This window comes from Bacillus sp. SW14, from assembly GCF_047608225.1.
Taxonomy (GTDB): domain Bacteria; phylum Bacillota; class Bacilli; order Bacillales; family Bacillaceae; genus Bacillus; species Bacillus subtilis_G.
In genome coordinates, this window is sequence record NZ_JBLKRW010000001.1 from 4,229,218 (window position 1) to 4,253,551 (window position 24,334).

At 42.5% G+C, this 24,334-nt stretch carries 25 protein-coding genes and 2 other annotated features; all 25 genes read right to left on the minus strand.

Going from position 1 to position 24,334, the window contains the following annotated elements; genetic code table 11:
• Positions 1–37: 37 nt before the first annotated feature.
• Positions 38–3,619: a DNA-directed RNA polymerase subunit beta gene (gene rpoB / locus ACMX2I_RS21440; RefSeq protein ID WP_087991684.1), complete on the minus strand. Its 3,582-nt coding sequence runs from the start codon at positions 3,617–3,619 to the stop codon at positions 38–40.
• Positions 3,620–3,864: 245 nt separating this feature from the next.
• The gene (locus ACMX2I_RS21445; protein WP_253268769.1) at positions 3,865–4,470 is read right to left on the minus strand and encodes a class I SAM-dependent methyltransferase; all 606 of its coding nucleotides are present in this window, start codon (positions 4,468–4,470) and stop codon (positions 3,865–3,867) included.
• Positions 4,471–4,559: 89 nt separating this feature from the next.
• Entirely contained in the window at positions 4,560–4,931 is a 372-nt protein-coding gene (gene rplL, locus ACMX2I_RS21450) for a 50S ribosomal protein L7/L12 (protein WP_003156436.1), read from the minus strand.
• A 45-nt stretch (positions 4,932–4,976) separates the two neighbouring features.
• Positions 4,977–5,477, minus strand: coding sequence for a 50S ribosomal protein L10 (rplJ, locus tag ACMX2I_RS21455; protein WP_087991682.1), 501 nt, complete (start codon positions 5,475–5,477; stop codon positions 4,977–4,979).
• 65 nt (positions 5,478–5,542) lie between these two features.
• Positions 5,543–5,683, minus strand: a sequence feature (ribosomal protein L10 leader region).
• 45 nt (positions 5,684–5,728) lie between these two features.
• A complete protein-coding gene (gene rplA, locus ACMX2I_RS21460) occupies positions 5,729–6,427 on the minus strand; it encodes a 50S ribosomal protein L1 (RefSeq protein WP_010327718.1) in 699 nt (232 codons plus the stop codon).
• A 94-nt stretch (positions 6,428–6,521) separates the two neighbouring features.
• On the minus strand, positions 6,522–6,947 hold the full coding sequence (rplK, locus tag ACMX2I_RS21465) for a 50S ribosomal protein L11 (RefSeq protein ID WP_003156430.1): 426 nt from the start codon (positions 6,945–6,947) through the stop codon (positions 6,522–6,524).
• A gap of 167 nt (positions 6,948–7,114) precedes the next feature.
• Positions 7,115–7,648 (minus strand): transcription termination/antitermination protein NusG, encoded by a 534-nt coding sequence (nusG, locus tag ACMX2I_RS21470; RefSeq protein WP_010332761.1) that lies wholly within the window; start codon positions 7,646–7,648, stop codon positions 7,115–7,117.
• A 177-nt stretch (positions 7,649–7,825) separates the two neighbouring features.
• The gene (gene secE, locus ACMX2I_RS21475; RefSeq protein ID WP_010327716.1) at positions 7,826–8,005 is read right to left on the minus strand and encodes a preprotein translocase subunit SecE; all 180 of its coding nucleotides are present in this window, start codon (positions 8,003–8,005) and stop codon (positions 7,826–7,828) included.
• 34 nt (positions 8,006–8,039) lie between these two features.
• Positions 8,040–8,189, minus strand: coding sequence for a 50S ribosomal protein L33 (rpmG, locus tag ACMX2I_RS21480; RefSeq protein ID WP_003156421.1), 150 nt, complete (start codon positions 8,187–8,189; stop codon positions 8,040–8,042).
• Between the two features lie 92 nt (positions 8,190–8,281).
• Positions 8,282–8,938, minus strand: a complete 657-nt coding sequence (gene sigH, locus ACMX2I_RS21485) for an RNA polymerase sporulation sigma factor SigH (protein WP_087991681.1) — start codon at positions 8,936–8,938, stop codon at positions 8,282–8,284.
• Positions 8,939–9,000: 62 nt separating this feature from the next.
• Complete coding sequence (gene rae1 / locus ACMX2I_RS21490; RefSeq protein ID WP_003225756.1) at positions 9,001–9,513, minus strand: ribosome-dependent mRNA decay endonuclease Rae1/YacP; 513 nt, start codon at positions 9,511–9,513, stop codon at positions 9,001–9,003.
• A gap of 6 nt (positions 9,514–9,519) precedes the next feature.
• Positions 9,520–10,269, minus strand: coding sequence for a 23S rRNA (guanosine(2251)-2'-O)-methyltransferase RlmB (rlmB, locus tag ACMX2I_RS21495; RefSeq protein ID WP_064814479.1), 750 nt, complete (start codon positions 10,267–10,269; stop codon positions 9,520–9,522).
• Positions 10,253–10,684: a mini-ribonuclease 3 gene (locus ACMX2I_RS21500; RefSeq protein WP_087991680.1), complete on the minus strand. Its 432-nt coding sequence runs from the start codon at positions 10,682–10,684 to the stop codon at positions 10,253–10,255. The genes rlmB and ACMX2I_RS21500 overlap by 17 nt, the downstream gene beginning before the upstream one ends.
• A gap of 3 nt (positions 10,685–10,687) precedes the next feature.
• A complete protein-coding gene (gene cysS / locus ACMX2I_RS21505) occupies positions 10,688–12,088 on the minus strand; it encodes a cysteine--tRNA ligase (protein WP_087991679.1) in 1,401 nt (466 codons plus the stop codon).
• A complete protein-coding gene (gene cysE, locus ACMX2I_RS21510) occupies positions 12,085–12,738 on the minus strand; it encodes a serine O-acetyltransferase (protein ID WP_087991715.1) in 654 nt (217 codons plus the stop codon). Before cysE ends, cysS begins: the two co-directional genes overlap by 4 nt.
• Positions 12,739–12,808: 70 nt before the next feature.
• Positions 12,809–13,039, minus strand: a binding site (T-box leader).
• The gene (gltX, locus tag ACMX2I_RS21515; protein ID WP_414958270.1) at positions 13,038–14,492 is read right to left on the minus strand and encodes a glutamate--tRNA ligase; all 1,455 of its coding nucleotides are present in this window, start codon (positions 14,490–14,492) and stop codon (positions 13,038–13,040) included. (Overlaps the previous feature by 2 nt.)
• 90 nt (positions 14,493–14,582) lie before the next feature.
• A complete protein-coding gene (ispF, locus tag ACMX2I_RS21520; RefSeq protein ID WP_075747661.1) occupies positions 14,583–15,059 on the minus strand; it encodes a 2-C-methyl-D-erythritol 2,4-cyclodiphosphate synthase in 477 nt (158 codons plus the stop codon).
• Positions 15,052–15,750, minus strand: a complete 699-nt coding sequence (ispD, locus tag ACMX2I_RS21525; protein ID WP_414958271.1) for a 2-C-methyl-D-erythritol 4-phosphate cytidylyltransferase — start codon at positions 15,748–15,750, stop codon at positions 15,052–15,054. Before ispD ends, ispF begins: the two co-directional genes overlap by 8 nt.
• Before the next feature lie 14 nt (positions 15,751–15,764).
• A complete protein-coding gene (locus ACMX2I_RS21530; protein ID WP_087991675.1) occupies positions 15,765–16,865 on the minus strand; it encodes a PIN/TRAM domain-containing protein in 1,101 nt (366 codons plus the stop codon).
• Between the two features lie 116 nt (positions 16,866–16,981).
• On the minus strand, positions 16,982–18,064 hold the full coding sequence (gene disA / locus ACMX2I_RS21535; protein WP_087991674.1) for a DNA integrity scanning diadenylate cyclase DisA: 1,083 nt from the start codon (positions 18,062–18,064) through the stop codon (positions 16,982–16,984).
• Positions 18,065–18,067: 3 nt separating this feature from the next.
• Positions 18,068–19,444 carry a DNA repair protein RadA gene (gene radA, locus ACMX2I_RS21540; protein WP_289346290.1) on the minus strand — a complete coding sequence of 459 codons (1,377 nt, stop codon included), beginning with the start codon at positions 19,442–19,444 and terminating at the stop codon, positions 18,068–18,070.
• A gap of 91 nt (positions 19,445–19,535) precedes the next feature.
• Positions 19,536–21,968: an ATP-dependent protease ATP-binding subunit ClpC gene (gene clpC, locus ACMX2I_RS21545; protein ID WP_087991672.1), complete on the minus strand. Its 2,433-nt coding sequence runs from the start codon at positions 21,966–21,968 to the stop codon at positions 19,536–19,538.
• Positions 21,965–23,056 (minus strand): protein arginine kinase, encoded by a 1,092-nt coding sequence (locus ACMX2I_RS21550; protein ID WP_087991671.1) that lies wholly within the window; start codon positions 23,054–23,056, stop codon positions 21,965–21,967. The genes clpC and ACMX2I_RS21550 overlap by 4 nt, the downstream gene beginning before the upstream one ends.
• The gene (gene mcsA / locus ACMX2I_RS21555; protein WP_414958272.1) at positions 23,056–23,613 is read right to left on the minus strand and encodes a protein-arginine kinase activator protein McsA; all 558 of its coding nucleotides are present in this window, start codon (positions 23,611–23,613) and stop codon (positions 23,056–23,058) included. The genes ACMX2I_RS21550 and mcsA overlap by 1 nt, the downstream gene beginning before the upstream one ends.
• 13 nt (positions 23,614–23,626) lie before the next feature.
• Positions 23,627–24,091, minus strand: coding sequence for a transcriptional regulator CtsR (gene ctsR, locus ACMX2I_RS21560; protein WP_087991669.1), 465 nt, complete (start codon positions 24,089–24,091; stop codon positions 23,627–23,629).
• Positions 24,092–24,334: the final 243 nt, after the last annotated feature.

Sequence of the window (24,334 nt, forward strand, 5' to 3'; positions counted from 1 at the left end):
CGGATTAACCGATGTCACTTGCCTTTATAACTAGAGATTATTCTTTTGTTACTACATCTCGTTCAACGTCTGCAGATGCTGTTTCCTCCGGCTCTTCATCACCTGATAACGCCAGGCCGTCAGCTTGTTTTGCATCTTCTTCGTCTTCTAAATCTCTCATTTCTATTTCTTCTTCATCACCAGAAAGGATTTTGACATCCATACCTAAGCTTTGAAGTTCTTTGATTAATACTTTAAATGATTCCGGAACACCTGGTTCAGGAACGTTGTCGCCTTTAACGATGGCTTCGTATGTTTTCACACGTCCAACCACGTCATCAGATTTAACAGTCAGAATTTCTTGAAGAGTGTAAGCCGCACCGTAAGCTTCAAGTGCCCAAACCTCCATCTCACCAAAACGCTGTCCGCCAAATTGCGCTTTACCGCCAAGAGGCTGCTGCGTAACAAGTGAGTAAGGACCTGTAGAGCGCGCATGAAGTTTATCGTCAACCATGTGAGCCAGTTTAATCATGTACATAATACCGACAGATACACGGTTATCAAACGGCTCTCCGCTACGCCCGTCGTAAAGAACCGTTTTGGCGTCACGAGACATTCCGGCTTCTTCAAGTGTTTCCCAAACATCCTCTTCACGCGCTCCGTCAAATACCGGTGACGCAATGTGGATGCCGAGATAACGAGCGGCCATACCCATGTGAAGCTCCAATACCTGCCCGATGTTCATACGTGATGGTACGCCCAGCGGGTTAAGCATGATATCAATTGGTGTGCCGTCAGGAAGGTAAGGCATATCCTCTTCAGGAAGAATCTTAGAGATAACACCTTTGTTACCGTGACGACCGGCCATTTTATCCCCTTCAGAAATCTTACGTTTCTGAACGATATACACACGTACCAACTGGTTAACGCCTGGAGGAAGTTCATCTCCGTCTTCACGATTGAAGACTTTAACGTCGTGGATAATTCCGCCGCCGCCGTGAGGCACACGAAGAGAAGTATCACGAACCTCGCGGGCCTTTTCACCAAAGATGGCGTGAAGCAGGCGTTCTTCAGCAGTCAGTTCAGTTACACCTTTAGGCGTTACTTTACCAACAAGAAGATCTCCGTCTTTCACTTCTGCCCCAATACGGATGATTCCGCGGTCATCAAGATTGCGAAGCGCATCTTCACCGACGTTTGGAATATCGCGAGTGATTTCTTCAGGTCCAAGTTTCGTATCGCGTGCTTCTGATTCATATTCTTCAATGTGGATAGATGTATAAACATCATCCTTCACAAGGCGTTCACTCATGATGATGGCATCCTCATAGTTGTAGCCATCCCAAGTCATGAAGCCAACCATTACGTTACGGCCAAGTGCAAGTTCACCAAGCTCCATAGAAGGACCGTCAGCAAGGATTTCTCCTTTGACCACTTCATCGCCGACACTTACGATCGGACGTTGATTGTAGCAAGTACCTTGGTTGGAGCGGACAAATTTCAGCATGCTGTATTTATCCAGGTTCCCTTTTACTTTTTGACCATCTACTTCTTCATAACGGCGAACCCAAACGTTCTTCGCTTCTACGCGTTCAACGATACCAGGGTGTTTACAAATAACAGCGGCACCAGAGTCTTTACCTGATACATATTCCATACCAGTTCCAACGAACGGCGCTTCCGGCTGCATCAAAGGCACAGCCTGACGTTGCATGTTCGCTCCCATGAGGGCACGGTTGGAGTCATCGTTTTCCAGGAACGGGATACATGCTGTCGCAGCAGAAACAACCTGCTTAGGTGATACATCCATGTAATCCACACGGTTTCTGGAAACAACGGTGTTCTCCCCGCGGAAACGGGCGATGATGCTGTCATCAATAAATGAGCCATCGTCATCAAGACGAGCGTTCGCCTGAGCGACAACATAGTTATCCTCTTCATCAGCAGTTAAGTAATCGATTCTGCCCGTTACCTTCCCTGTTTCAGGGTCAACACGGCGATAAGGCGTTTCGATGAAACCAAAACGGTTTACTTTTGCATAAGATGAAAGCGAGTTGATCAAACCGATGTTTGGACCCTCAGGTGTTTCAATCGGACACATACGGCCATAGTGGGAGTAGTGAACGTCACGCACTTCCATTCCGGCACGTTCACGTGTCAATCCGCCTGGTCCTAATGCTGACAGACGACGCTTATGCGTTAATTCAGCAAGCGGGTTCGTCTGGTCCATGAACTGGGAAAGCTGAGAGCTTCCAAAGAACTCTTTAATGGACGCAATAACAGGACGAATATTGATCAACTGCTGAGGCGTAATTGTATTCGTATCTTGAATTGACATTCTCTCACGAACCACACGCTCCATACGGCTTAACCCGATACGGAATTGGTTCTGGAGAAGTTCACCTACAGAACGTAAACGGCGGTTTCCAAGATGATCGATATCATCTGTATCGCCTACTCCGTGCAGCAGGTTGAAGAAGTAGCTGATAGAGGAAATAATATCAGCAGGCGTAATGTTTTTAATCTCTTCTTCAATGTAAGCATTGCCGATTACATTGATAACCTGTTCTCCTTCTTGGTCAGTCGGAGCATAGATTTTAATCGATTGAAGAGTTACTTCATCTTCAACAACACCGCCATTTGGATACAGCTTCCTGAAACCGATTCCGCTTTCTAAGTATGGCAGTACTTTATCAAGTGTTCTTCTATCAAGAATCTGACCTTTTTCAGCAAGGATTTCTCCTGTTTCAGGGTCAACAAGCGTTTCAGCAAGTCTCTGATTAAAGAGGCGATTCTTAATATGAAGTTTTTTATTAATTTTATAGCGTCCTACATTGGCAAGATCGTAACGTTTCGGATCAAAGAAACGAGAATCAAGCAAGCTTTTCGCATTTTCTACTGTAGGCGGCTCTCCGGGACGGAGACGTTCGTAAATTTCAAGCAACGCTTTGTCGCTATTTTCTGTGTTATCTTTATCAAGCGTATTTCGAAGGTATTCATTTTCTCCTACTAGATCAAGAATCTCTTGATCGGAACCGAAGCCGAGAGCACGCAAAAGAACCGTAACCGGCAACTTACGTGTGCGATCAATGCGGACATAAACAACATCTTTCGCATCAGTTTCGTATTCTAACCATGCGCCACGGTTTGGAATGACAGTTGCGGTAAAACCTTTTTTACCGTTTTTGTCTACTTTACCACTGAAATATACACTTGGAGACCGAACAAGCTGGGAAACGATTACGCGTTCCGCACCGTTAATGATAAAAGTACCTGTATCTGTCATAATCGGGAAATCCCCCATGAAGACATCTTGGTCTTTTACCTCTCCAGTTTCTTTGTTAATTAAACGAACCTTCACTCTTAGCGGAGCTGAGTAAGTCACATCACGTTCTTTTGATTCCTCTACAGGATATTTAGGCTCACCTAAACTATAATCAATGAACTCAAGAGAGAGGTTACCAGTGAAATCCTCAATTGGCGATATGTCTTGAAACATCTCTCTAAGACCCTCATCAAGAAACCACTGATAAGAAGAGGTTTGAATTTCAATGAGATTTGGTAATTCTAACACTTCGCTAATGCGAGCATAGCTTCTGCGCTGGCGGTGTCGTCCATACTGAACTAGTTGACCTGTCAACTGATTCACCCCTCAAATCATGCGTATTATATGTGTAATAAGCATTTCTTCCAAAGAAAGAAAATACTTTTACAAGACAAAAGAAAAAAGGGTTTCTAATTAAGAAAACCACATCCAAAAACAAATACCGATTTTATTAGCATTTCCATACTTGTATAATTTATACATAGATATTGACAATTCATCATATCAAGCAAAATATATACATTGGCATTTTATAATATTAACATAGCTAAAATACCGAGTCAAACTTTTTTTGCTTTTATGATATAATAGCCTTTCTTTTTTTGAACGACAGAAACTTCATCGAACAATTCCTCGAGCTTTTCAATGGCAGAAGGCGCGCCTTGTTTTTTCTGTATGACGATCCACAACTCACCTGAAGTTTTTAAGTGTTCAGCGCTTTTCTCAAAGATAGCATGGACAACTTTTTTTCCGGCTCGGATTGGGGGATTTGTAAGAATAGAAGCAAATGTTTGAGCAGAATCAACGTTCGAAAACAAATCACTCTGATAAATCTTAACGTTTGTTATTCCATTTTGTTCCGCATTTTCATTTGATAGCTCTACGGCTCTCTCATTAACGTCAATCATGTGGATGGTCCGGTCTTTAAAGTCGCTGGCGAGCGATAAACCAATCGGCCCGTACCCGCAGCCAACATCCAGAATGCCGCCCTCAACTTCAGGCTCTTCAAAAGAATCAATCAGCAGGCGGGAGCCGAAATCAACTTCCTTTTTAGAAAAAACCCCGCTGTCGCTGGTAAACGTGAAATCTTTTTTACGAAGCCTAAAAGACCAGGTTTGCTTGTTGCTTTTAACTGAAGGTTTATCTGAATAATAATGCTCACTCATTATTAGAACCTCCTTTTGTAATGGCATAAAGAATGGCAAAGAAAAAGCCCGCCTCATAAAAGCGAGCTCCCCCTACAGGTAAGTGAAGATTACTTAACTTCTACAGAAGCGCCAACTTCTTCAAGTTTAGCTTTAAGCTCTTCAGCTTCTTCTTTAGCAATACCTTCTTTAAGTGGTTTTGGAGTGTTGTCAACAAGTTCTTTAGCTTCTTTCAAGCCAAGACCAGTGATTTCACGTACAACTTTGATAACTTTGATTTTTTGAGAACCTGCACCAGCAAGGATAAGGTCGAATTCGCTTTGCTCTTCAGCAGCTCCGCCTGCAGCAGCTCCACCAGCTACAGCTACAGGAGCAGCAGCAGTTACGCCAAACTCTTCTTCGATTGCTTTTACTAGGTCGTTCAATTCAAGTACAGTTGCTTCTTTAACGGAAGCAATGATTTCTTCGATATTTAAAGCCATTTGTAATTCCTCCATTTTGTTTTAATTTATGAAAAGATAATTAGATTAAGCGCCTTGTTCTTCTTTTTGTTCTGCCACAGCTTTTGCAGCAAGAGCAAAGTTGCGAACTGGAGCTTGAAGTACGCTAAGCAACATAGAAAGCAAGCCGTCGCGTGATGGAAGTTCAGCAAGAGCTTTCACTTCTTCAACACTAGAAACTTTGCCTTCGATAACGCCAGCTTTAATTTCAAGAGCTTCGTGATTTTTAGCGAAGTCATTAAGAACTTTAGCCGGAGCGACAACATCTTCAGTACTGAATGCGATCGCGTTCGGTCCAGTTAAGAAATCATTCAAACCATTAAGCTCAGCTTGTTCAACCGCACGGCGAGTCATCGTATTTTTGTAAACTTTGAACTCAACGTTAGCTTCGCGAAGCTGTTTACGAAGTTCTGTTACTTCAGAAACGGTAAGTCCGCGGTAGTCAACGATGATCGTTGATTTACTTTCTTTCAGTTTAGAAGCAATTTCTTCAACAACAACTTTTTTTGTTTCAATTGCGCTGCTCATGGTTACACCTCCTGTAGATTCTTGTGTAACACTTATACCGTTAGGTGATCACGACCGAGACGACGGATTCCATATAAAAAGCCTCCATGAGACATGGAGGCTGTATATACAAGCATACGTAACGTAATAGCTGTGATAATATACACCTCGGTAGGAAGATTAAGCGGTTAGGCCCCTACTGTCTGCGGTATAAATGATATTCTATTTTACAACATTTTGAATAATATCAGAATGTTGATGTCGTGTCAATATTATTTTACGTTGAAAGTTGAAGAGTCTACTTTGACACCAGGTCCCATAGTAGAAGTTACCGCAACGTTTTTCACGTAAACGCCTTTTGCTGCAGCAGGTTTAGCTTTCAGGATTGTATCGTACATTGTTGTGAAGTTCTCAACAAGTTTTTCATCCTCGAAAGAAACTTTACCGATAGGAACATGAATGTTTCCAGCTTTATCAACACGGTATTCAACTTTACCAGCTTTGATTTCGCCGATTGCTTTTTCAACTTCGAAAGTAACTGTACCAGTTTTAGGGTTTGGCATTAAACCTTTTGGTCCAAGCACACGGCCGATTTTACCAACTTCACCCATCATGTCAGGTGTTGCTACGATTACATCGAAATCGAACCAGCCTTGTTGAATTTTGTTGATGTAGTCAGTATCGCCAACGAAATCTGCACCAGCAGCTTCAGCTTCTTTCGCTTTTTCGCCTTTTGCGAAAACGAGAACGCGCTGAGTTTTACCAGTTCCGTTTGGAAGCACAACTGCTCCACGGATTTGCTGGTCGTTTTTACGAGGGTCAACCCCTAGACGGAAAGCCACTTCAACTGTAGCGTCGAATTTAGCTGTGTTTGTTTTTTTAACGAGAGCTACTGCTTCAGAAACGTCGTAAGCTTTTGAACGATCTACAAGCTTAGCAGCTTCAGCGTACTTTTTACCTTTTTTAGCCATTTTAAAATTTCCTCCTTATGTGGTTATAGCGGAATAACCTCCCACGAATAAGGGTTGCGAACTTGTTAAAACTCGCAACCCGACAAGAAACAAATTAATCCTCGATTACAATACCCATACTACGGGCAGTACCTTCAACCATGCGCATTGCCGCTTCAACGTCTGCTGCGTTTAAGTCAGGCATTTTCGTTTCAGCGATTTCGCGTACTTTATCGCGCTTAACGGTTGCCACTTTATTACGGTTTGGTTCACCAGAACCAGACTCAATTCCAGCCGCTTTTTTAAGCAATACAGCAGCAGGTGGAGTTTTTGTAATAAATGTAAATGAACGGTCTTCGTAAACCGAAATTTCAACAGGAATAATTAAACCAGCTTGGTCAGCTGTACGAGCGTTGAACTCCTTACAGAAACCCATGATGTTAACACCGGCTTGACCAAGTGCAGGTCCAACTGGTGGTGCTGGGTTAGCTTTTCCAGCAGGAATTTGCAATTTTACAACTTTTACTACTTTTTTAGCCACGAGACACACCTCCTTAAGTCCGTGATGTGGTAATAGGGTAAACCCTCCCACTCAAGGTTTCATTCTTTATATGAATGACGAAATATCAAGCTAGTTGCCTTGGATAAGTCCAAGACGTACCTTTGCTATATTATCATTTATATATAGCAATTTCAAGTTTTTTCACATTACAATTTATCGATTTGGGTAAATTCCAGCTCAACCGGCGTTTCCCGGCCGAACATATTAACGAAAACTTTGACCTTGCTTTTATCATAATCAATCTCTTCAATTGACCCAGTAAAGTTAGCAAAAGGTCCGTCTATTACTTTCACTGTCTCTTTCAGTTCAAAGTCAATGTCCGTTTTGCGTTCGTCCATGCCCATTCTCTTCAGAATGGTTTCTGCTTCGCCCGGAAGAAGCGCCGTAGGTTTTGAACCAGAGCCGGCAGATCCTACGAAACCAGTAACGCCCGGCGTGTTGCGGACAACATACCAAGAGTCGTCTGTCATTACAATTTCAACAAGCACATAACCAGGGAATACTTTCTTTTTCACCACTTTTTTCTTGCCGTTTTTGATATCCGTTTCTTCTTCTTCAGGTACGACTACACGGAAAATTTTATCTTGCATCCCCATTGATTCAACACGTTTTTCCAAGTTGGCTTTTACTTTATTCTCATAACCAGAGTACGTGTGAACAACATACCAATTCTTTTCCATTCTCTTCAGGACTGTCCAGTCCTTCCCTCCCCGCATTTGGTTTTAGTGAATTACCATAACGCTCAAAAAATAGGCGTCAAGCCTATGATAACTTTCATTTTAAGCCACAATAAAAAACCCGCTGAACGGGTTTTGGCAAGTGATATTATGATCTATTATAGCACGTATTGCTGATCATTATTCAACTATTAAACGAATTAATTGAGAAATTCCTGTATCAAGGAGGGCAAAAAAGATAATAAAAAAGATAACTGTTGAAATCACCGTAATGGTATAACGCGTTAACTCTTTTCCTTTAGGCCAGCTTACCTTTTTCATTTCTTTCCCAACATCTTTAAAGAATCTCATAATACGCATGTAAAAGACCTCCACAATTTAAAAAGCGCAAAAACTATTTTGTTTCAAGATGAGCTGTATGTGAATTGCAAGTACTGCAGTATTTCTTTACTTCTAATCGCTCAGCCGCTGATGCAGAGCTCTTCATTGTCGTATAATTACGGTTTCCGCAAGTCTTGCATGCCAAGGTAATCTTTTTTCTCATGTCATTACACCTTTTTCTAAATAGACATTAGTTCTTATCTTTAGTAACATATCACAGTCAGAAAAATACTGTCAATATTACTTAAATCCCTATCAAAAACTGATTTCGCGAATTTCCAAGTACTTCTCCAACTTGCGTTTCACACGCTGAAGGGCATTATCGATCGATTTCACGTGCCGGTTCAGTTCATCAGAAATCTCTTGGTAACTTCTCCCGTCAAGATATAAGACGAGTACTTTTCTCTCTAAATCACTTAATATTTCTCCCATTTTCATTTCAATATCATCAAATTCTTCTTGGTTGATGATCATTTCCTCAGGATTTAAGGTTTTCGCTCCTGAAATGACATCAAGCAGCGTTCGGTCTGATTCTTCATCAAAAATCGGTTTATCTAATGAGACGTAGGAATTCAAAGGAATGTGTTTCTGGCGAGTAGCTGTCTTTATTGCGGTAATAATTTGGCGGGTAATACATAATTCTGCGAAAGCTTTGAATGAGGTAAGCTTGTCCTCTTTGAAGTCGCGAATAGACTTATAAAGGCCTATCATACCTTCCTGAACAATATCCTCTCTGTCCGCTCCTATTAAAAAATAGGATCTTGCTTTTGCCCGAACAAAGTTTCGGTACTTCGTAATCAAGTAATCTAGCGCATCACTGTCCCCAACATGAACCTTTTCAATGACCTGCTCGTCCTCCAACTGACAAAACTGTTCTTTGTTGAATTTTCCCTTGTTGTTCTGTAGATTCACTCCGATCCCCCCGGCGCACGTAGATAGAAATATTATACAGTATTGGGCAAAAAAGCGTCAACTTAATCTAAGTCCCCCCGCCTCCACTTTTCAAACGTTTTCAAAACCTCTTCCGATAAAGCAATTTTACCCGCCGGCTTTTCGGAAGTGATTTTTCTGACCCGTCTCTCTATTCGCCTTTCAATCGCTTCTACCTCTCTCAAAAGCTCCCGGGCCGATTTCCGCAATGCCCCCTGTCCGAAAATCGCCCACTGTTCAGTATAATCAGAGGTCGCGACATGAATTTGAGTCGCGATATTATTCAACGCCTGAGCAAGCTTTTCTATCCGCTCATCAGCCGTTTCATTTTCTTTTGTAAAAATCACTTCAACTCTGTGGTTGGTCTGTTTTTTCTCAAGCCCTTTTACGAGATGCGCGTCAAAAACAACAATAACCCTGTTTCCTGTATACGATTGATATTCTGCCATTTTCTGAATCAGTACGTCTCTCGCCTCTTCAAAACTGTTCGCTTTTAAATCCTTCAGCTGCGGCCAGGCTCCAATCATGTTGTATCCGTCTACTAACAGGATATCCATGAGTCTTTATTCTCCCAGAGGGTTTCGTTTCCGATAGACTTCATACATCAAAAGACCAGCCGCTACAGATGCATTCAGTGAAGTCACCTTCCCGGCCATCGGGAGTTTAATGAGAAAATCACACTTTTCTTTAACGAGGCGGCCCATTCCTTTTCCTTCACTTCCGATAACTAAAGCCAAAGGCATATTGCCGTCCATATTGCGGTAATCCTCACGCGCAGACGCATCCGTTCCGACAACCCAGATACCCCGCTCTTTCATCTCTTCTAACGTTCGTGCCAGATTGGTGACTTTTACCACAGGGATATGCTCGATCGCGCCTGTTGATGCTTTTGCCACTGTTGTTGTCAGCCCGACAGCTCTCCGTTTTGGAATCACGATGCCATGGGCGCCGACCGCATCAGCTGTTCTCATAATGGAACCAAGATTATGAGGGTCTTCAAGTTCGTCCAAAATAAGGAAGAAAGGCTGTTCATTTCTTTCTTCGGCTGCTTTATATAAATCATCCAGTTCCGCATATTCATAAGCGGCAACCTGTGCCACTACACCTTGATGCTGCCCTGTCACCATTTGATCGAGTTTTTTTCTCGGGACATATTGAATCGTGATTCCCTGCTTTTTCGCAAGTTCAATCACCTGCTGTGCTTGTCCCTTTACGGTGTTTTCCGCCATCCACAGCTTATACAGCTTCCGATCTGATTTTAACGTTTCGATCACTGCATTTTTTCCTATGACGTAATCATGTTGCTGACTCATTTGTTTTCCTCCCTGACGTCCCGAATTGTATAGCTTCGGCAACGAGCTGACTAAGTCTATCCTCTTTTTTCTCTAGAAAAAGGTAGCCAAGCAGCGCTTCAAATGCCGTACTGTAGCGGTACGTCTGAACATCTGTATTTTTAGGTGTCGTTCCCGACTTGGCATTTCTGCCTCTTTTCAGCACCGCTTCCTCTTCTTCCGTAAAAAATGATTGATCCTGCAGAAAGAATAGGATCTCAGCCTGTGACTTTGCCGAAACAATCCGGCTTGATTTCTTATGAAGATCATTTGGTTTGGTAAAGCCCTGCTTAAGCAGGTGATGCCTGACATACACTTCAAAAATGGCATCACCTATATAAGCAAGCGCAAGACCGTTAAGCTGCTTTGAATCTTTTATCGTCTCAAAATCAAGCATCCGTTATTCTCCCCGTTTCCAGCGAGTGCCTTGAGCCGTATCTTCAAGAATGATATTCATGCTTTTCAGCTGGTCGCGGATCTGATCTGACAATGCAAAATCGCGATTCCGGCGCGCTTCATTTCTTTTTTCGATTAAGTCTTCAATCTCTTGATCAAGCAGTTCCTGCTCCCCCAATGAAAAACCGAGGACAGAAACAATGCGGTTAAACATCTCAATAAACGCCGTAATCACATGATCAGCCGTATGATCTTTTTGAAGATAATAATTAGCATGCTTCGCTAAGTCGAATAAGACAGAAATGGCATTCGCCGTATTAAAATCATCGTCCATCGCTTCTTCGAATGCTTTGCGGTGCTCTTCCACTTTCTCCAGCCATTGATCGTCATCTTCCGTTAAATTCGTACTGCTGTTCAGACGGTGCTGAAGGTTGCTGTACGCTGTTTTTAAACGGTTAAACGCACTTTTTGTATTCTCCAAAAGTTCTTCTGAATAGTTAATGGGATGACGATAATGAACAGATAGCATAAAGAATCTTAAAAGCTGCGGATCATGCTGTTTAATGATGTCATGCACAAGCACAAAGTTGCCCAGTGATTTTGACATTTTTTCATTATCAATATTGATATAGCCATTATGGAGCCAGTACTTCGCAAACGTTTTGCCTGTCAGCGCCTCAGATTGCGCAATTTCATTTTCATGGTGAGGGAAGGTTAAATCCTGTCCGCCCGCATGGATATCAATCTGGTCACCCAAATACTTTTTCACCATCGCTGAGCATTCAATATGCCAGCCCGGACGTCCTTTCCCCCAAGGGCTATCCCAAGAGATTTCTCCGTCTTTCGCCGCTTTCCACAGCGCGAAATCAAGAGCATCTTCTTTTTTCTCACCGACCCGGATGCGTGCACCTGATCTCAGTTCATCAATTGATTGCTGAGAAAGCTTTCCGTACCCTTCAAATGCTCTTGTTTTGAAATAAACGTCACCTTCTGATTCATAAGCGTAGCCCTTTTTCACGAGCTGATCTACGAACTCGATAATCACATCCATGTTTTCCATCACTCGCGGATGAAGGTCGGCTTTTCGGCAGCCGAGCGCACCTACATCTTCAAAGTATGCTTTAATAAAACGCTCTGAAATGGCAGGCACATCCTCACCCAGTTCATTTGCCGCTTTTATTAATTTATCGTCTACGTCTGTAAAGTTAGAGACATACTGCACATCATAGCCTTTATACTCCAGATAATTTCGAACCGTATCATAAACGATAGCGGGACGCGCGTTCCCGATGTGAATGTAATTGTAAACCGTCGGTCCGCACACATACATTTTCACTTTTCCCTCTTCAAGAGGAACAAATGTTTCCTTCTGTCTAGTCAATGTATTATAAAGAGTGATTGTCATTTTTGATTGATCCTTTCTTTTCTGTCTTCAATTTCTGCCTTCAGCTCTAAAATCTGCTGTTCCAAAGACTTAAAGCGATCAGCAACCGGATCGGGCAAATCCTGATGGTTTAAATCGCGTCTTACTTTCTTGCCATTTTGTACAACGACCCGTCCAGGGATGCCGACAACTGTTGAAAAATCAGGAACATCGTGCAACACTACTGAACCGGCACCAATCTTTGAGCCTTCACCGACAGTAATCGAACCGAGCACTTTAGCACCTGTGGCTATCAATGCGTCATTTTTAATCGTAGGGTGCCTTTTTCCCTTTTCTTTCCCCGTTCCCCCTAGGGTAACCCCCTGAAAAACGGTGACGTTATTGCCGATTTCACATGTCTCCCCAATGACAACCCCCATACCATGGTCTATGAAAAATCTTCTCCCGATTGTAGCGCCGGGGTGGATTTCTATCCCGGTAAAAAATCGGCTTACTTGAGATATAAGGCGTGCAAGGAAATAAAATTTTCGTTTATATAAAGCATGTGCAATCCGATGCGCCCATATAGCATGTAAACCGGAATAAGTTAAAATCACTTCAAAATAGCTTCTTGCTGCTGGATCTTGATCGAACACTGTATCAATGTCTTCTTTGAGCATTCTAAAAAACACATGCTTCCCCCCATTTCTCTCTATCTGATTTCCTCTACCCAATAAAAAAAGCGCCTCTGCATGTAAACATGACAGAGACGCTTCAACCGCGCGGTTCCACTCTGTTTGAAAAGCAGACTTCTGCTCTCCCAACTTCAGCCTGTAACGGCGGCGGCCGCCTTTGAATACTGATTTCGAAAAATGTTCTTCAAAGGTCTTAAGGGCGCACTTCTAAAACCCGGCTCATGGATCTCTCTCAGCCAATGAAGATCCTTTCTGTAATGGCCTAAAGCTTTATACTCTTCCCTGTCAACAATCATCTATTTAGATGTTTTTAAACGCTGAATCGCAATCTCTTTACCGATCAATTCAATTGATTGCGGCAGTTCCGGACCGTGAGTCAGACCTGTTACAGCAACACGGATCGGCATAAACAGTTTTTTCCCTTTATGGCCAGTTTCTTTCTGCACTGCTTTGATCGATGCTTTGATGTTATCCGGAGTGAACTCCTCAAGCTCTTCAAGCTTCGCAGCGAATGTGCTGAGCACTTCCGGAACCTGTTCCTCTTCCAGAACAGCTTTTGCTTCTTGATTATACTCGATCTTATCCGTAAAGAACAAATCAGTCAGCTCAACAATTTCCGCACCGTAGCTTAATTGTTCATGGTAAAGGGAAATCAGTTTACGAACCCATTCTTGTTCTTCAGCAGAAAGCTCAGTACCGACTTTTCCGGCCTTTTGCAAATGCGGAAGAGTCAGTTCAACAACCTGATCAAGATCCAGCTTCTTCACATATTGGTTGTTAACCCATTTTAGCTTATGCATATCAAACAAAGCTGGTGATTTAGATAAACGGTTTACATCAAAAATGTCAATAAACTGTTCTCTTGTGAATAGCTCTTCTTCTCCAACCGGTGACCAGCCAAGCAGGCCGATAAAGTTGAACAACGCTTCTGGCAAGTAGCCAAGCTCTTTATACTGCTCGATGAATTGAATAATGGACTCATCGCGTTTGCTGAGCTTTTTACGGCTTTCATTGACGATCAGCGTCATGTGTCCGAACTGAGGAACATCCCATCCGAATGCTTGGTAGATCATAATCTGTTTCGGTGTGTTAGAAATATGATCCTCCCCGCGCAGAACATGTGTCATTTTCATTAAGTAGTCGTCAATAGCTACCGCGAAGTTGTAAGTCGGCGTTCCGTCTTTTTTCACAATAACAAAGTCGCCAATGCCATCTGACTCGAAAGTAATTTCGCCTTTTACGATATCATTGAAGGCGATGACTTTTCCTTCCGGCACGCGGAAACGAATACTCGGCTTTCTGCCTTCAGCAATAAATTTCTCCTGTTCTTCCTGAGTCAGATTTCTGTGTTTTCCGGAATAGCGCGGCATTTCTCCGCGGGCAATCTGTTCTTCACGCTCTTTTTCAAGCTCTTCTTCCGTACAGTAACATTTATAAGCAAGCCCTTTTTCAAGCAGCTCTTCATAGTACACTTTATAGATATCGTTACGCTCTGACTGACGATATGGACCGTATTCACCGCCGACATCGACACTCTCATCCCAGTCAATACCGAGCCATTTCAGATAATTCAGCTGGCTTTGTTCTCCGCCCTCAATATTGCGCTTTTTATCAGTGTCCTCAACACGAATAATAAACTTACCGCCTTGGTTGCGGGCAAATAAATAATTAAAAAGCGCCGTTCTGGCATTTCCAATATGCAAATGTCCGGTTGGACTCGGTGCATAACGGACGCGTATTTCGTTTCCCATTTTCAAATACTTCCTTTCATGTCATGTATGGCTTCAGGCTAAAATGTATGAATCTATTCTACCACCAAATAGACCCGGCATCAAAACAAGTTAGCCTTTTTGAATCAGTACTGTCGCTTGAGCCGCTATTCCTTCCGCCCGGCCTGTAAATCCAAGCTTTTCTGTCGTTGTTGCTTTTACATTCACTTGAGAAACGTCTGCATCAAGCCCTTCGGCGATTCTTTTTCTCATATCTTCTATGTACGGCAGCATCTTCGGCTTCTGTGCAATGATGGTGCAGTCAATGTTTCCAAGAACATAGCCCTTCTGTTTCACGATCCCCCAGACATGCTGAAGTAATTTGAAAGAATCTGCGTCCTTGAATTCAGGATCAGTATCAGGAAAATGCTTGCCGATGTCACCTTCTCCCACAGCTCCCAGACAGGCGTCAGCGACGGTATGCAGCAATACGTCTGCATCAGAATGGCCGAGCAGCCCTTTTTCATAAGGGATCTCAATTCCGCCAATAATCAAAGGACGGCCCTCCACTAATTGATGCACATCAAATCCTTGTCCAATTCTAAACATGTTTATTCCCACTTTCTGAGTCCATGATCGCTTCAGCTGACGTCAAGTCGTCTGGCGTCGTCAACTTAATATTTGTATACCTGCCTTCTACAACACGGACCGAAACGCCTTCCATCTCTTCAACGAGGCTGGCGTCATCCGTCCCTAAAAATCCCTTGTGCTCTGCCTCAGCGTGAGCCTTCATCAATAAAGAAAGACGAAAAGCTTGTGGTGTTTGGACAGCCCACAAGCTTGAACGTTCAATCGTCTCACTGACTTGTAAATCTTGAACGCGTTTAATCGTATCTTTTACCGGGACAGCGAGGATGGCCGCTCCTGCTTGTTCCGCTTCATCGACCAATTCGTCAATTTGTTCATGTTTTATAAAAGGCCGGGCGCCGTCGTGAACAAGGACTATCTTTTCTTGTTTCACGGCCTTCAGCCCCTTATAAACACTGTGCTGACGCTCATCTCCGCCTGCAACAAGCTCAATAGCGGTTTGAAAACGATAATTGGTCAGCATTTGCTGAAAGTCCTCCCGCTCCCGCTCATTAATCACCAAAATGATTTTTTCGCACGGCCGGTGGCTGTCAAACACTTTTAACGTGTGTATGATCACCGGGTCTCCTTTCAGCTCAATGAACAGTTTATTTCTCCCTGCCTTCATCCGTTTTCCCTGTCCGGCTGCAAGAATCACCACATCATAACTCATTGTTTTTTCTCCCTTTACAGCGCCTTCTCCAACAGCTTAGGCTTAGCAAAAATCATTCGTCCCGCTGCTGTCTGCAGCACACTTGTAACGAGTACATCTATATGCTTTCCGATATAATTGCGTCCTTCTTCAACGACAATCATCGTACCGTCATCCAAGTAAGCAACTCCCTGATTATGCTCTTTCCCGTCCTTAATGACCTGAACATTCATTTCCTCGCCAGGAAGCACGACAGGCTTGACCGCATTGGCAAGGTCATTAATGTTTAATACCGCTACCTTCTGAAGCTCGCATACTTTATTTAAATTAAAATCATTCGTCACGACGACCCCTGATGTCAGCTTAGCGAGTTTGACGAGCTTGCTGTCAACCTCCTGAATATCTTCAAAGTCGCCTTCATAAATTTCAACTTCAATGTCTAATTCTTTCTGAATGCGATTCAGGATATCAAGACCGCGCCGTCCTCTGTTCCGTTTTAGAACATCTGAAGAGTCAGCAATATGCTGTAATTCCTCAAGGACAAACTGCGGAATCACGATAATCCCTTCTAAAAAACCAGTCTGACAAATATCTGCAATTCTCCCATCAATAATAACACTTGTGTCCAAAATTTTCAGCTTCTTGTCCTCAACCTCATGTTCTTCATCGGCTGGTCCTTTTTTCTTTTGCATTCTGGCGGAAATGGAAAACAGGCTGATCAATTCATCCTTTTTCTTAAAGCCCACCTGGAAGCCTAGATAACCGAGGAAGAAAGCTAAAAACACAGGGATGATTGTGCTGAATATGCGGTAAGGTATATTGTCTAAAGGAATAACATTTACGATAAGATAAGCAATTATAAGTCCAAAAACCAAGCCAAGACTTCCAAACAACAAATCTGGAACCGGCGCTTTTAACAATGAATCCTCTATCCACTTCATCCAGTTCACAACGTAATCTGTACCCCATATACTGATGAGAAAAAAGATAATTGCTCCTATTGCCGCAGACGTATATGCGTTTGTTATTAAAGGTATGTCCTGTATACTTAACAGTACAAACAATTCAGGTATTAAAAATATACCAACAACGCCGCCGAAAATAATGAAGAACGCCTGAACTATTCGTTTTAACATACCCCCACCTCCTTTTTTAAACATTTTATTTTCACAAGATTTTATGCATCCTACGAATATCAGAATAAACAAAAACCAACATTAATATACCCGTTTTCATAAGGTTTTAACCGAAATCACAGCTGTCTGTCTAAATAATGCTTCTCTTGCAGCCGTTTTAATCCTTTTTTAATCTTTTGGGCTCGTACTTCGCCGATTCCCTCTACTTCATCTAAATCTTCTGCACTCGCTTCAATAATCCTTGGGAGAACTCCAAATGCTTCTACAACATTTTCCACAATCGGCATAGGAAGACGCGGGATCTTATTTAACAGCCTGTATCCTCTTGCCAGTACATAATCATCAAGATTTGTAGAAGCCGGGTAACCGAGCAGTTTATAAACAATGGAATCATCCAGCAGATCATAGCTGGACATATCCTGCAGCTCTTTCAAGAGAACAAACGGGTCTTTAATTTTTTCTTTCACATAATCCTTGATAAATAAAGCCGCCTCTTCTTCCATATCCGTAATCAATTCAATGACTTGCAGTTTAATCAAATGGCCTTCTGTTCCAAGCTCTTTGATATACATGTTGATTTCGTTTTTGATTCGCAGCACCATTTCATAACGATGCATGACGGACAAGACATCACTGAAGGTAACAAGCTCCTCAAACTCTAATGCATTCAGTGCATTAATCGTTTTGTCGAGGATTGTCTTATATTTTTCAAGTGTTTGAATGGCTTGGTTCGCTTTGGTTAAAATAAATCCTATGTCTTTTAGTGTATACTTCATGTTTTCCTGATATAACGTTATGACATTTCTTCTTTCAGAAATAGCGATCACGAGACAGCCAGTTTGCTTAGCTACTCTTTCGGCGGTTCTGTGCCGCATTCCTGTTTCTGATGAAGAAATTGTGGCTTCAGGCATCAGCTGTGTATTGGCGTATAGGATCTTTTGACCAGAATCACTTAAAATAATCGCCCCATCCATTTTAGCAAGCTCATATAAGTGTGCCGGAGAAAAAGCAGTGTTAATGTGGAAACCGCCATCCACAACTTCTTTTACTTTATCGTTATATCCAACAACTATCAGACCGCCTGTATTTGCTCTCAGTACATTTTCGATTCCAGCTCTGAGCGGAGTACCCGGAGCAACAAACTGCAATATAGATGACAGGTCTAACTCGTGTTTCGCCCCTTTTTTCTCTTTTTCCATCTATTATCCTCCTAATGAAGTACGAAGCGCCTCTGCAACATTTGCTACTCCGATAACCTCAATCCCTTTTGGTTTTGTCCATCCATCCAGATTTGCCGCGGGGATGATCATGCGTTTAAAACCAAGCTTAGCAGCTTCCTTCACACGCTGTTCAATTCTTGAAACCCGCCGGACTTCTCCGGTTAATCCCACTTCACCCATAAAACAATCGGCAGGATTTGGAGGTGTATCTCTAAAGCTTGACGCGATACTGATCGCAATGGCAAGGTCAATTGCCGGTTCATCAAGCTTTACGCCGCCGGCCACTTTCAAATAAGCATCCTGATTTTGCAGCAGCAGCCCAACTCTTTTTTCTAACACGGCCATTAACAGCGAAACCCTGTTATGGTCTATTCCCGTTGCCATACGCCGCGGATTGCCAAAGCTTGTCGGCGAGATGAGCGCCTGGATTTCAACGAGAATCGGCCTTGTTCCTTCCATAGAGGCAGTTATACTCGAGCCTGCAGATCCCGCTGAGCGTTCTTCCAAGAAAATTTCTGAAGGATTCAAAACCTCGGTGAGCCCCTCTTCGCGCATTTCAAAAATACCCATTTCGTTTGTAGAACCAAAGCGGTTTTTTACAGCCCGCAAAATACGGAAGGTATGGTGACGTTCTCCTTCAAAATATAAAACAGTGTCAACCATATGCTCCAACAATCTCGGCCCTGCAATAGACCCTTCTTTTGTCACGTGTCCTACGATAAAAATCGGAATGCCTTTTGTTTTGGCGATTTTCATCAGCTCAGCCGTACATTCTCTGACCTGTGACACGCTGCCGGGAGCCGATGTGATATCGCTTTGGTAAACCGTTTGAATAGAGTCAACAACGACAAACGCTGGATTCATCTCTTGTATAGCAGACGAAATATACTCCATATCGGTTTCAGATAAAACATGCAGCGACGGACTATTAATGCCGAGACGGTCTGCTCTAAGTTTCGTTTGTTTGACCGATTCTTCTCCAGAAATGTACAGCACACTGTTCGATGAATCTGATAATTGAGCAGAAACTTGCAGTAATAACGTTGACTTTCCGATACCGGGATCGCCGCCGATTAAAACAAGTGAGCCTTTAACGACACCTCCGCCGAGTACCCTGTTAAATTCGCCAAGCTTGGTTTTGACGCGGGGTTCATCTGATGTTTCGATTGATGTAATAGGTGAAGGTTTCTGTACAGTTTGAACAGAATGAGAAAAAGCCGCTCTCCGATTGGCCGGTGCCTTTTTAATCATTTCTTCCACCATTGTATTCCAAGCACCGCAGCCCGGACATTTCCCCATCCATTTTGGAGACTCATAACCGCAGGATTGGCAGATGAATTTCGATTTTGTTTTAGCCATATATAGTGTAAGACCTCTCCCTTGTTCTATTTCTTGATATGAAAGTGAGGCATACACTTACATGCTGTATGCCTCATTTTCGTCTTCTATATTAATTCGTTTTAGCAGTCGTTTTTACGACAATTTCGCCGTCTTCTACATCGAGAACAATATGCTGTCCTTTATGAATATTTCCTCTGAGGAGTTCTTCAGATAAACGGTCTTCGACATGTTTTTGGATAGCTCTTCTTAACGGACGGGCACCATATTCCAGATCAACACCCTCTTCCGCGACTTTCGCTTTTGCAGCATCTGTCAATTCGATAGAAAGGTCCTGTTCTTTCAGACGTTTCGTTAATTGATCAGACATTAATGACACGATTTCAGTCAGGTGTTTTTTCTCAAGTGAATGGAAGACAATGATTTCATCAATCCGGTTGATAAACTCCGGTCTGAACGCGCGTTTCAGTTCACCCATCACTTTATCTTTCATGTCTTTATGATTTTGCGTCTCATCCTGAACGTTAAAGCCGACATATTTATTGCGTTTCAGCTCACTAGCTCCGACGTTTGACGTCATAATCAGAATCGTATTGCGGAAATCGACTGTACGTCCTTTAGAATCAGTCAAACGCCCATCTTCGAGAACTTGCAATAGAATATTGAAGACATCTGGGTGTGCTTTCTCAATCTCATCAAGAAGCACCACAGAGTACGGTTTTCTTCTTACTTTCTCTGTTAATTGACCACCTTCATCGTATCCCACATATCCCGGAGGTGAACCGACAAGTCTTGAAGTCGAGTGTTTTTCCATGTATTCAGACATATCAATTCTGATCATGGCTTCTTCATCGCCGAAAATGGATTCAGCAAGTGCTCGCGCAAGCTCTGTTTTACCCACACCTGTAGGGCCTAAGAAAATGAATGAGCCGATTGGGCGTTTAGGATCTTTTAACCCTGCTCTTGCGCGTCTGACTGCTTTTGCAACAGCGACAACCGCTTCATCCTGGCCGATGACACGGGAGTGAAGAATGCTCTCCATATTGAGAAGCTTATCTGTTTCGGTTTGAGCGATTTTAGATACTGGCACACCAGTCCAGCTAGATACAACCATCGCAATATCATCAACAGTAACCTCTGAGTTTTCCTGCCCTTGCTTCTCTTTCCATGATTTTTTTGTATCCTCTACTTGCTCGCGCAAGCGCTGCTCAGTGTCGCGCAAGGAGGCCGCTTTTTCAAACTCTTGGCTCTGCACCGCCGCATCCTTCTCTTTACGAACCTCATCAAGCTTCTGTTCAAGCTCTTTTAAGTTAGGAGGCGTTGTAAAAGAGCGCAGTCTAACCTTTGAACCCGCTTCATCAATCAAGTCAATTGCTTTATCCGGAAGGAAACGGTCAGAAATATATCTGTCAGAAAGCTTAACCGCAGCTTCAATGGCATCATCAGTGATAGAAACACGGTGGTGGGCTTCGTATCTGTCACGCAAACCTTGTAAAATTTGAATGCTTTCATCTGCAGATGGCTGATCAACCTGGATTGGCTGAAAACGGCGTTCCAATGCTGCATCTTTTTCAATATATTTACGGTACTCATCAAGAGTCGTCGCTCCAATACATTGAAGTTCACCGCGAGCAAGTGAAGGTTTTAAAATGTTAGATGCATCAATGGCACCTTCTGCTCCGCCCGCTCCAATCAAAGTATGGAGCTCATCGATGAATAGAATGATGTTTCCTGCCTGGCGAATTTCATCCATGACTTTTTTCAGGCGATCCTCAAATTCACCGCGGTATTTAGTGCCGGCAACAACTGTTCCCATGTCTAATGTCATCACGCGTTTATCGCGTAAGATCTCGGGAACTTCGTTATTAATAATTTGCTGTGCCAAACCTTCTGCGATTGCAGTTTTACCTACACCTGGCTCACCAATGAGAACAGGGTTGTTTTTCGTTCTTCGGCTTAACACTTCGATTACACGCTGAATTTCCTTGCTTCTGCCGATTACAGGGTCTAGGCTGTCTTCCTTCGCAATAGCAGTTAAGTCTCTTGCCAAGCTGTCAAGCGTAGGCGTATTCGCATTGCTGTTTGTTCCTGTCGCTGATGATCCTGTTTCATTGCTTCCGAGAAGCTGGAGCACTTGCTGTCTTGCTTTATTTAAACTAACGCCGAGGTTATTCAGGACTCTTGCAGCAACACCTTCACCTTCGCGAATCAGACCAAGAAGAATATGTTCTGTTCCAACATAAGAATGACCTAGTTTTCTTGCCTCATCCATTGAAAGCTCAATGACTTTTTTAGCTCTAGGAGTGTAATGAATCGTTTGAGACATTTCCTGCCCGCGACCGATCAAACTTTCAACTTCTTTTTGAATTTTATCTGATCCAAGTCCAAGCGCTTGTAGAGCTTTAGCGGCAATCCCTTCTCCTTCTCGTACCAGTCCTAATAAAATATGCTCAGTGCCAATGTTATTATGACCTAAACGAAGTGCTTCTTCCTGTGCAAGCGCCAGTACTTTTTGAGCTCGTTCTGTAAATCTTCCAAACATCATATCGATTCATCCTCCTGTCTTTTCCCATTCATTTCTAAGTGAAGCCGTTCTCTGATGAGAGCCGCTCTTCGAATGTCCCTTTCGTTCGGACGCAAAGCGCCTCCCGAGTACTGCTGTAAAAATCCTGGCTGTGTCAAAATCATTAGTTCATTAAGTATGTTGCTTGAAAGTCCTTTAATAATGCCTAGATCTATGCCTAACCGAACATCCGAAAGGCACTTCGCAGTCTCTTTCGACTCTATCATCCGACAATTAGACAAGACCCCGTAAGATCGATACACCCGATCCTCAAGTTCTATCTTAGAGGTTTGATAAAGCGCTTCTCGGGCAGATCGTTCTTGTTCAATCAGCTGGGCAGCAACACTGTTAAGGTCATCCACAATATCCTGCTCTGGCTTGCCAAGCGTGATCTGATTTGAAATTTGAAAGATATTCCCTACTGCTTCGCTGCCTTCCCCATAAATTCCTCTAACAACTAAGCCTAATTGATTAATTGCCGGTATAATTCGATTTATTTGCCTAGTTAAAACCAATGCCGGCAGATGCATCATGACTGAAGCCCTTAAACCCGTACCTACATTTGTAGGACAGCTGGTTAAGTATCCTCTTTGCTCATTGAATGCATAATCAACTTTTTCTTCAATCCAGTCGTCGACCTGGTTTGCGGCTTTCATTGCTTCTAAAAGCTGAAATCCAGGAAAAAGACACTGTATTCTAATATGATCCTCTTCATTTATCATGACGCTTACTTCCTCATTTTCAGAAAGCAAACATCCTCCAAAAGGGGATTCTGTCAGATTCGGACTGATGAGATGTTTTTCCACTAATACACGCTTTTCTAAAGACTGTGCATCATGCATTCTGATCAAAACGAATTTGCCGATTTCGGGAATTTCTTGTCCTGAAAACTGATCTTCAAACTGCTGTATGATGGATGAGGCTTCTTCATTGGAATACCGCGTAGGGAACCGTATATGTTCAAAGTTCCTTGCTAAACGTATGCGGCTGCTGAGTACAATGTCACTTTCAGGTCCTTTCTGCTTCATCCAACTGCTTAGTGCGTCCTGAATAAAATGCTTTAGCGACATTACCCCTGTTCCTCCTCACTATCTGTACTTTTGAGTGATTGCTCTAATGAACGAATTTGATCTCTCACATGAGCTGCGTTTTCAAATTCTTCTTGATGAATTAAGGATTCTAATTCTCTTTTGAGCATGTCAATCTGCCGTCTGACATGGAGATTGCCGCCTATACGTTTCGGTATTTTTCCAGCATGCACAGTGTTTCCGCTGTGCACTTTACGTAAGATAGGTGTAATGTTGCTACGAAATGTTTTATAACATTCAGAACATCCAAAACGGCCAATTTTTCTAAATTGCTGAAAGGTCATTCCACATTTCGGACAAGCAGATATTTGCTCCGATTGACTGAACATTTGAGTTCCTGCTTTTTGGAATGAAGAATCCATGTTCAGCAAACCCGAAAGTAAATTATGAATAGAGAAACCGTGATTTGCACTTATACCATATGAATCACTATTTTCTTTGGCACATTGTTCACAAATATGAACTTCTTTTTTCTCTCCGTTATCAACCTTTGTAAAGTGAAAAGTGGCTGGTCTCTCGTGGCACTCTTGACAAATCAATCTTTTCACCCGCTTATTTTAATTTTAAAGAAGTCAGCATAGCCTTCATCATTCTTGCTCTTAATTCATCACGTTCAGGCAAGTCAATGTATAAAACCGAGCGGTCCATCACGCTGACCATCATTTTTGCTTCTCTTTCTGAAATCACCTTGTCTTCTAATAGCCTTATAATAATGTCATCAGAGGCTGCTTGAGACAAATGGGTATTAATTTGAGAAATAATATTATTGATCAGGACAACTTCACTGTTCATTTTAATTTTAATAATTCTGATGTAACCGCCGCCCCCGCGTTTGCTCTCAACAATATAACCTCTCTCGCTTGTAAATCTGGTGTTGATGACATAATTTATTTGGGAAGGAACGCATTGAAATTTATCTGCAATTTCGCTTCGTTTAATCTCTAAAATTTCCTTGCCATTTTGATCTAACACTCGTTTTAAATATTGTTCAATGATGTCAGAAATATTATGTCCCACTCAACCCCCTCCTTTACTGACTTTGACTATATTTGACTTTAATCTTACTATAAGGCGTTTCTCGAGAATTTTCAACTTTCTCGCTCTATCCTTTATTATTTCCACTTTCTCGGCCCATAAAACCTGATCACAGATTTAAAATTCAGTGTAAAGTTATTATATTATACAATTAAATGAAATTTTATGATACCAACAAACCAGAATACAAAAAAGAGCAGCTCATATGAGCTGCTCTTTTTTCGA

Bases quoted from the DNA above. Each gene is read 5' to 3' on its own strand.
- rpmG (WP_003156421.1), bottom strand. From the start codon at position 8,189: ATGAGAAAAAAGATTACCTTGGCATGCAAGACTTGCGGAAACCGTAAT.
- ispF (WP_075747661.1), bottom strand. From the start codon at position 15,059: ATGTTTAGAATTGGACAAGGATTTGATGTGCATCAATTAGTGGAGGGC.
- cysS (WP_087991679.1), bottom strand. From the start codon at position 12,088: ATGACAATCACTCTTTATAATACATTGACTAGACAGAAGGAAACATTT.
- nusG (WP_010332761.1), bottom strand. From the start codon at position 7,648: ATGGAAAAGAATTGGTATGTTGTTCACACGTACTCTGGTTATGAGAAT.
- radA (WP_289346290.1), bottom strand. From the start codon at position 19,444: ATGGCTAAAACAAAATCGAAATTCATCTGCCAATCCTGCGGTTATGAG.
- ACMX2I_RS21500 (WP_087991680.1), bottom strand. From the start codon at position 10,684: ATGCTTGATTTTGAGACGATAAAAGATTCAAAGCAGCTTAACGGTCTT.
- ACMX2I_RS21445 (WP_253268769.1), bottom strand. From the start codon at position 4,470: ATGAGTGAGCATTATTATTCAGATAAACCTTCAGTTAAAAGCAACAAG.
- clpC (WP_087991672.1), bottom strand. From the start codon at position 21,968: ATGATGTTTGGAAGATTTACAGAACGAGCTCAAAAAGTACTGGCGCTT.
- rplJ (WP_087991682.1), bottom strand. From the start codon at position 5,477: ATGAGCAGCGCAATTGAAACAAAAAAAGTTGTTGTTGAAGAAATTGCT.
- rae1 (WP_003225756.1), bottom strand. From the start codon at position 9,513: ATGGATATCCTGTTAGTAGACGGATACAACATGATTGGAGCCTGGCCG.
- disA (WP_087991674.1), bottom strand. From the start codon at position 18,064: ATGGAAAAAGAGAAAAAAGGGGCGAAACACGAGTTAGACCTGTCATCT.
- rplL (WP_003156436.1), bottom strand. From the start codon at position 4,931: ATGGCTTTAAATATCGAAGAAATCATTGCTTCCGTTAAAGAAGCAACT.
- ispD (WP_414958271.1), bottom strand. From the start codon at position 15,750: ATGAGTTATGATGTGGTGATTCTTGCAGCCGGACAGGGAAAACGGATG.
- rplA (WP_010327718.1), bottom strand. From the start codon at position 6,427: ATGGCTAAAAAAGGTAAAAAGTACGCTGAAGCTGCTAAGCTTGTAGAT.
- secE (WP_010327716.1), bottom strand. From the start codon at position 8,005: ATGCGTATTATGAGATTCTTTAAAGATGTTGGGAAAGAAATGAAAAAG.
- ACMX2I_RS21550 (WP_087991671.1), bottom strand. From the start codon at position 23,056: ATGTCGCTAAAGCATTTTATTCAGGACGCACTAAGCAGTTGGATGAAG.
- ACMX2I_RS21530 (WP_087991675.1), bottom strand. From the start codon at position 16,865: ATGTTAAAACGAATAGTTCAGGCGTTCTTCATTATTTTCGGCGGCGTT.
- gltX (WP_414958270.1), bottom strand. From the start codon at position 14,492: ATGGGAAACGAAATACGCGTCCGTTATGCACCGAGTCCAACCGGACAT.
- rlmB (WP_064814479.1), bottom strand. From the start codon at position 10,269: ATGAGTCAGCAACATGATTACGTCATAGGAAAAAATGCAGTGATCGAA.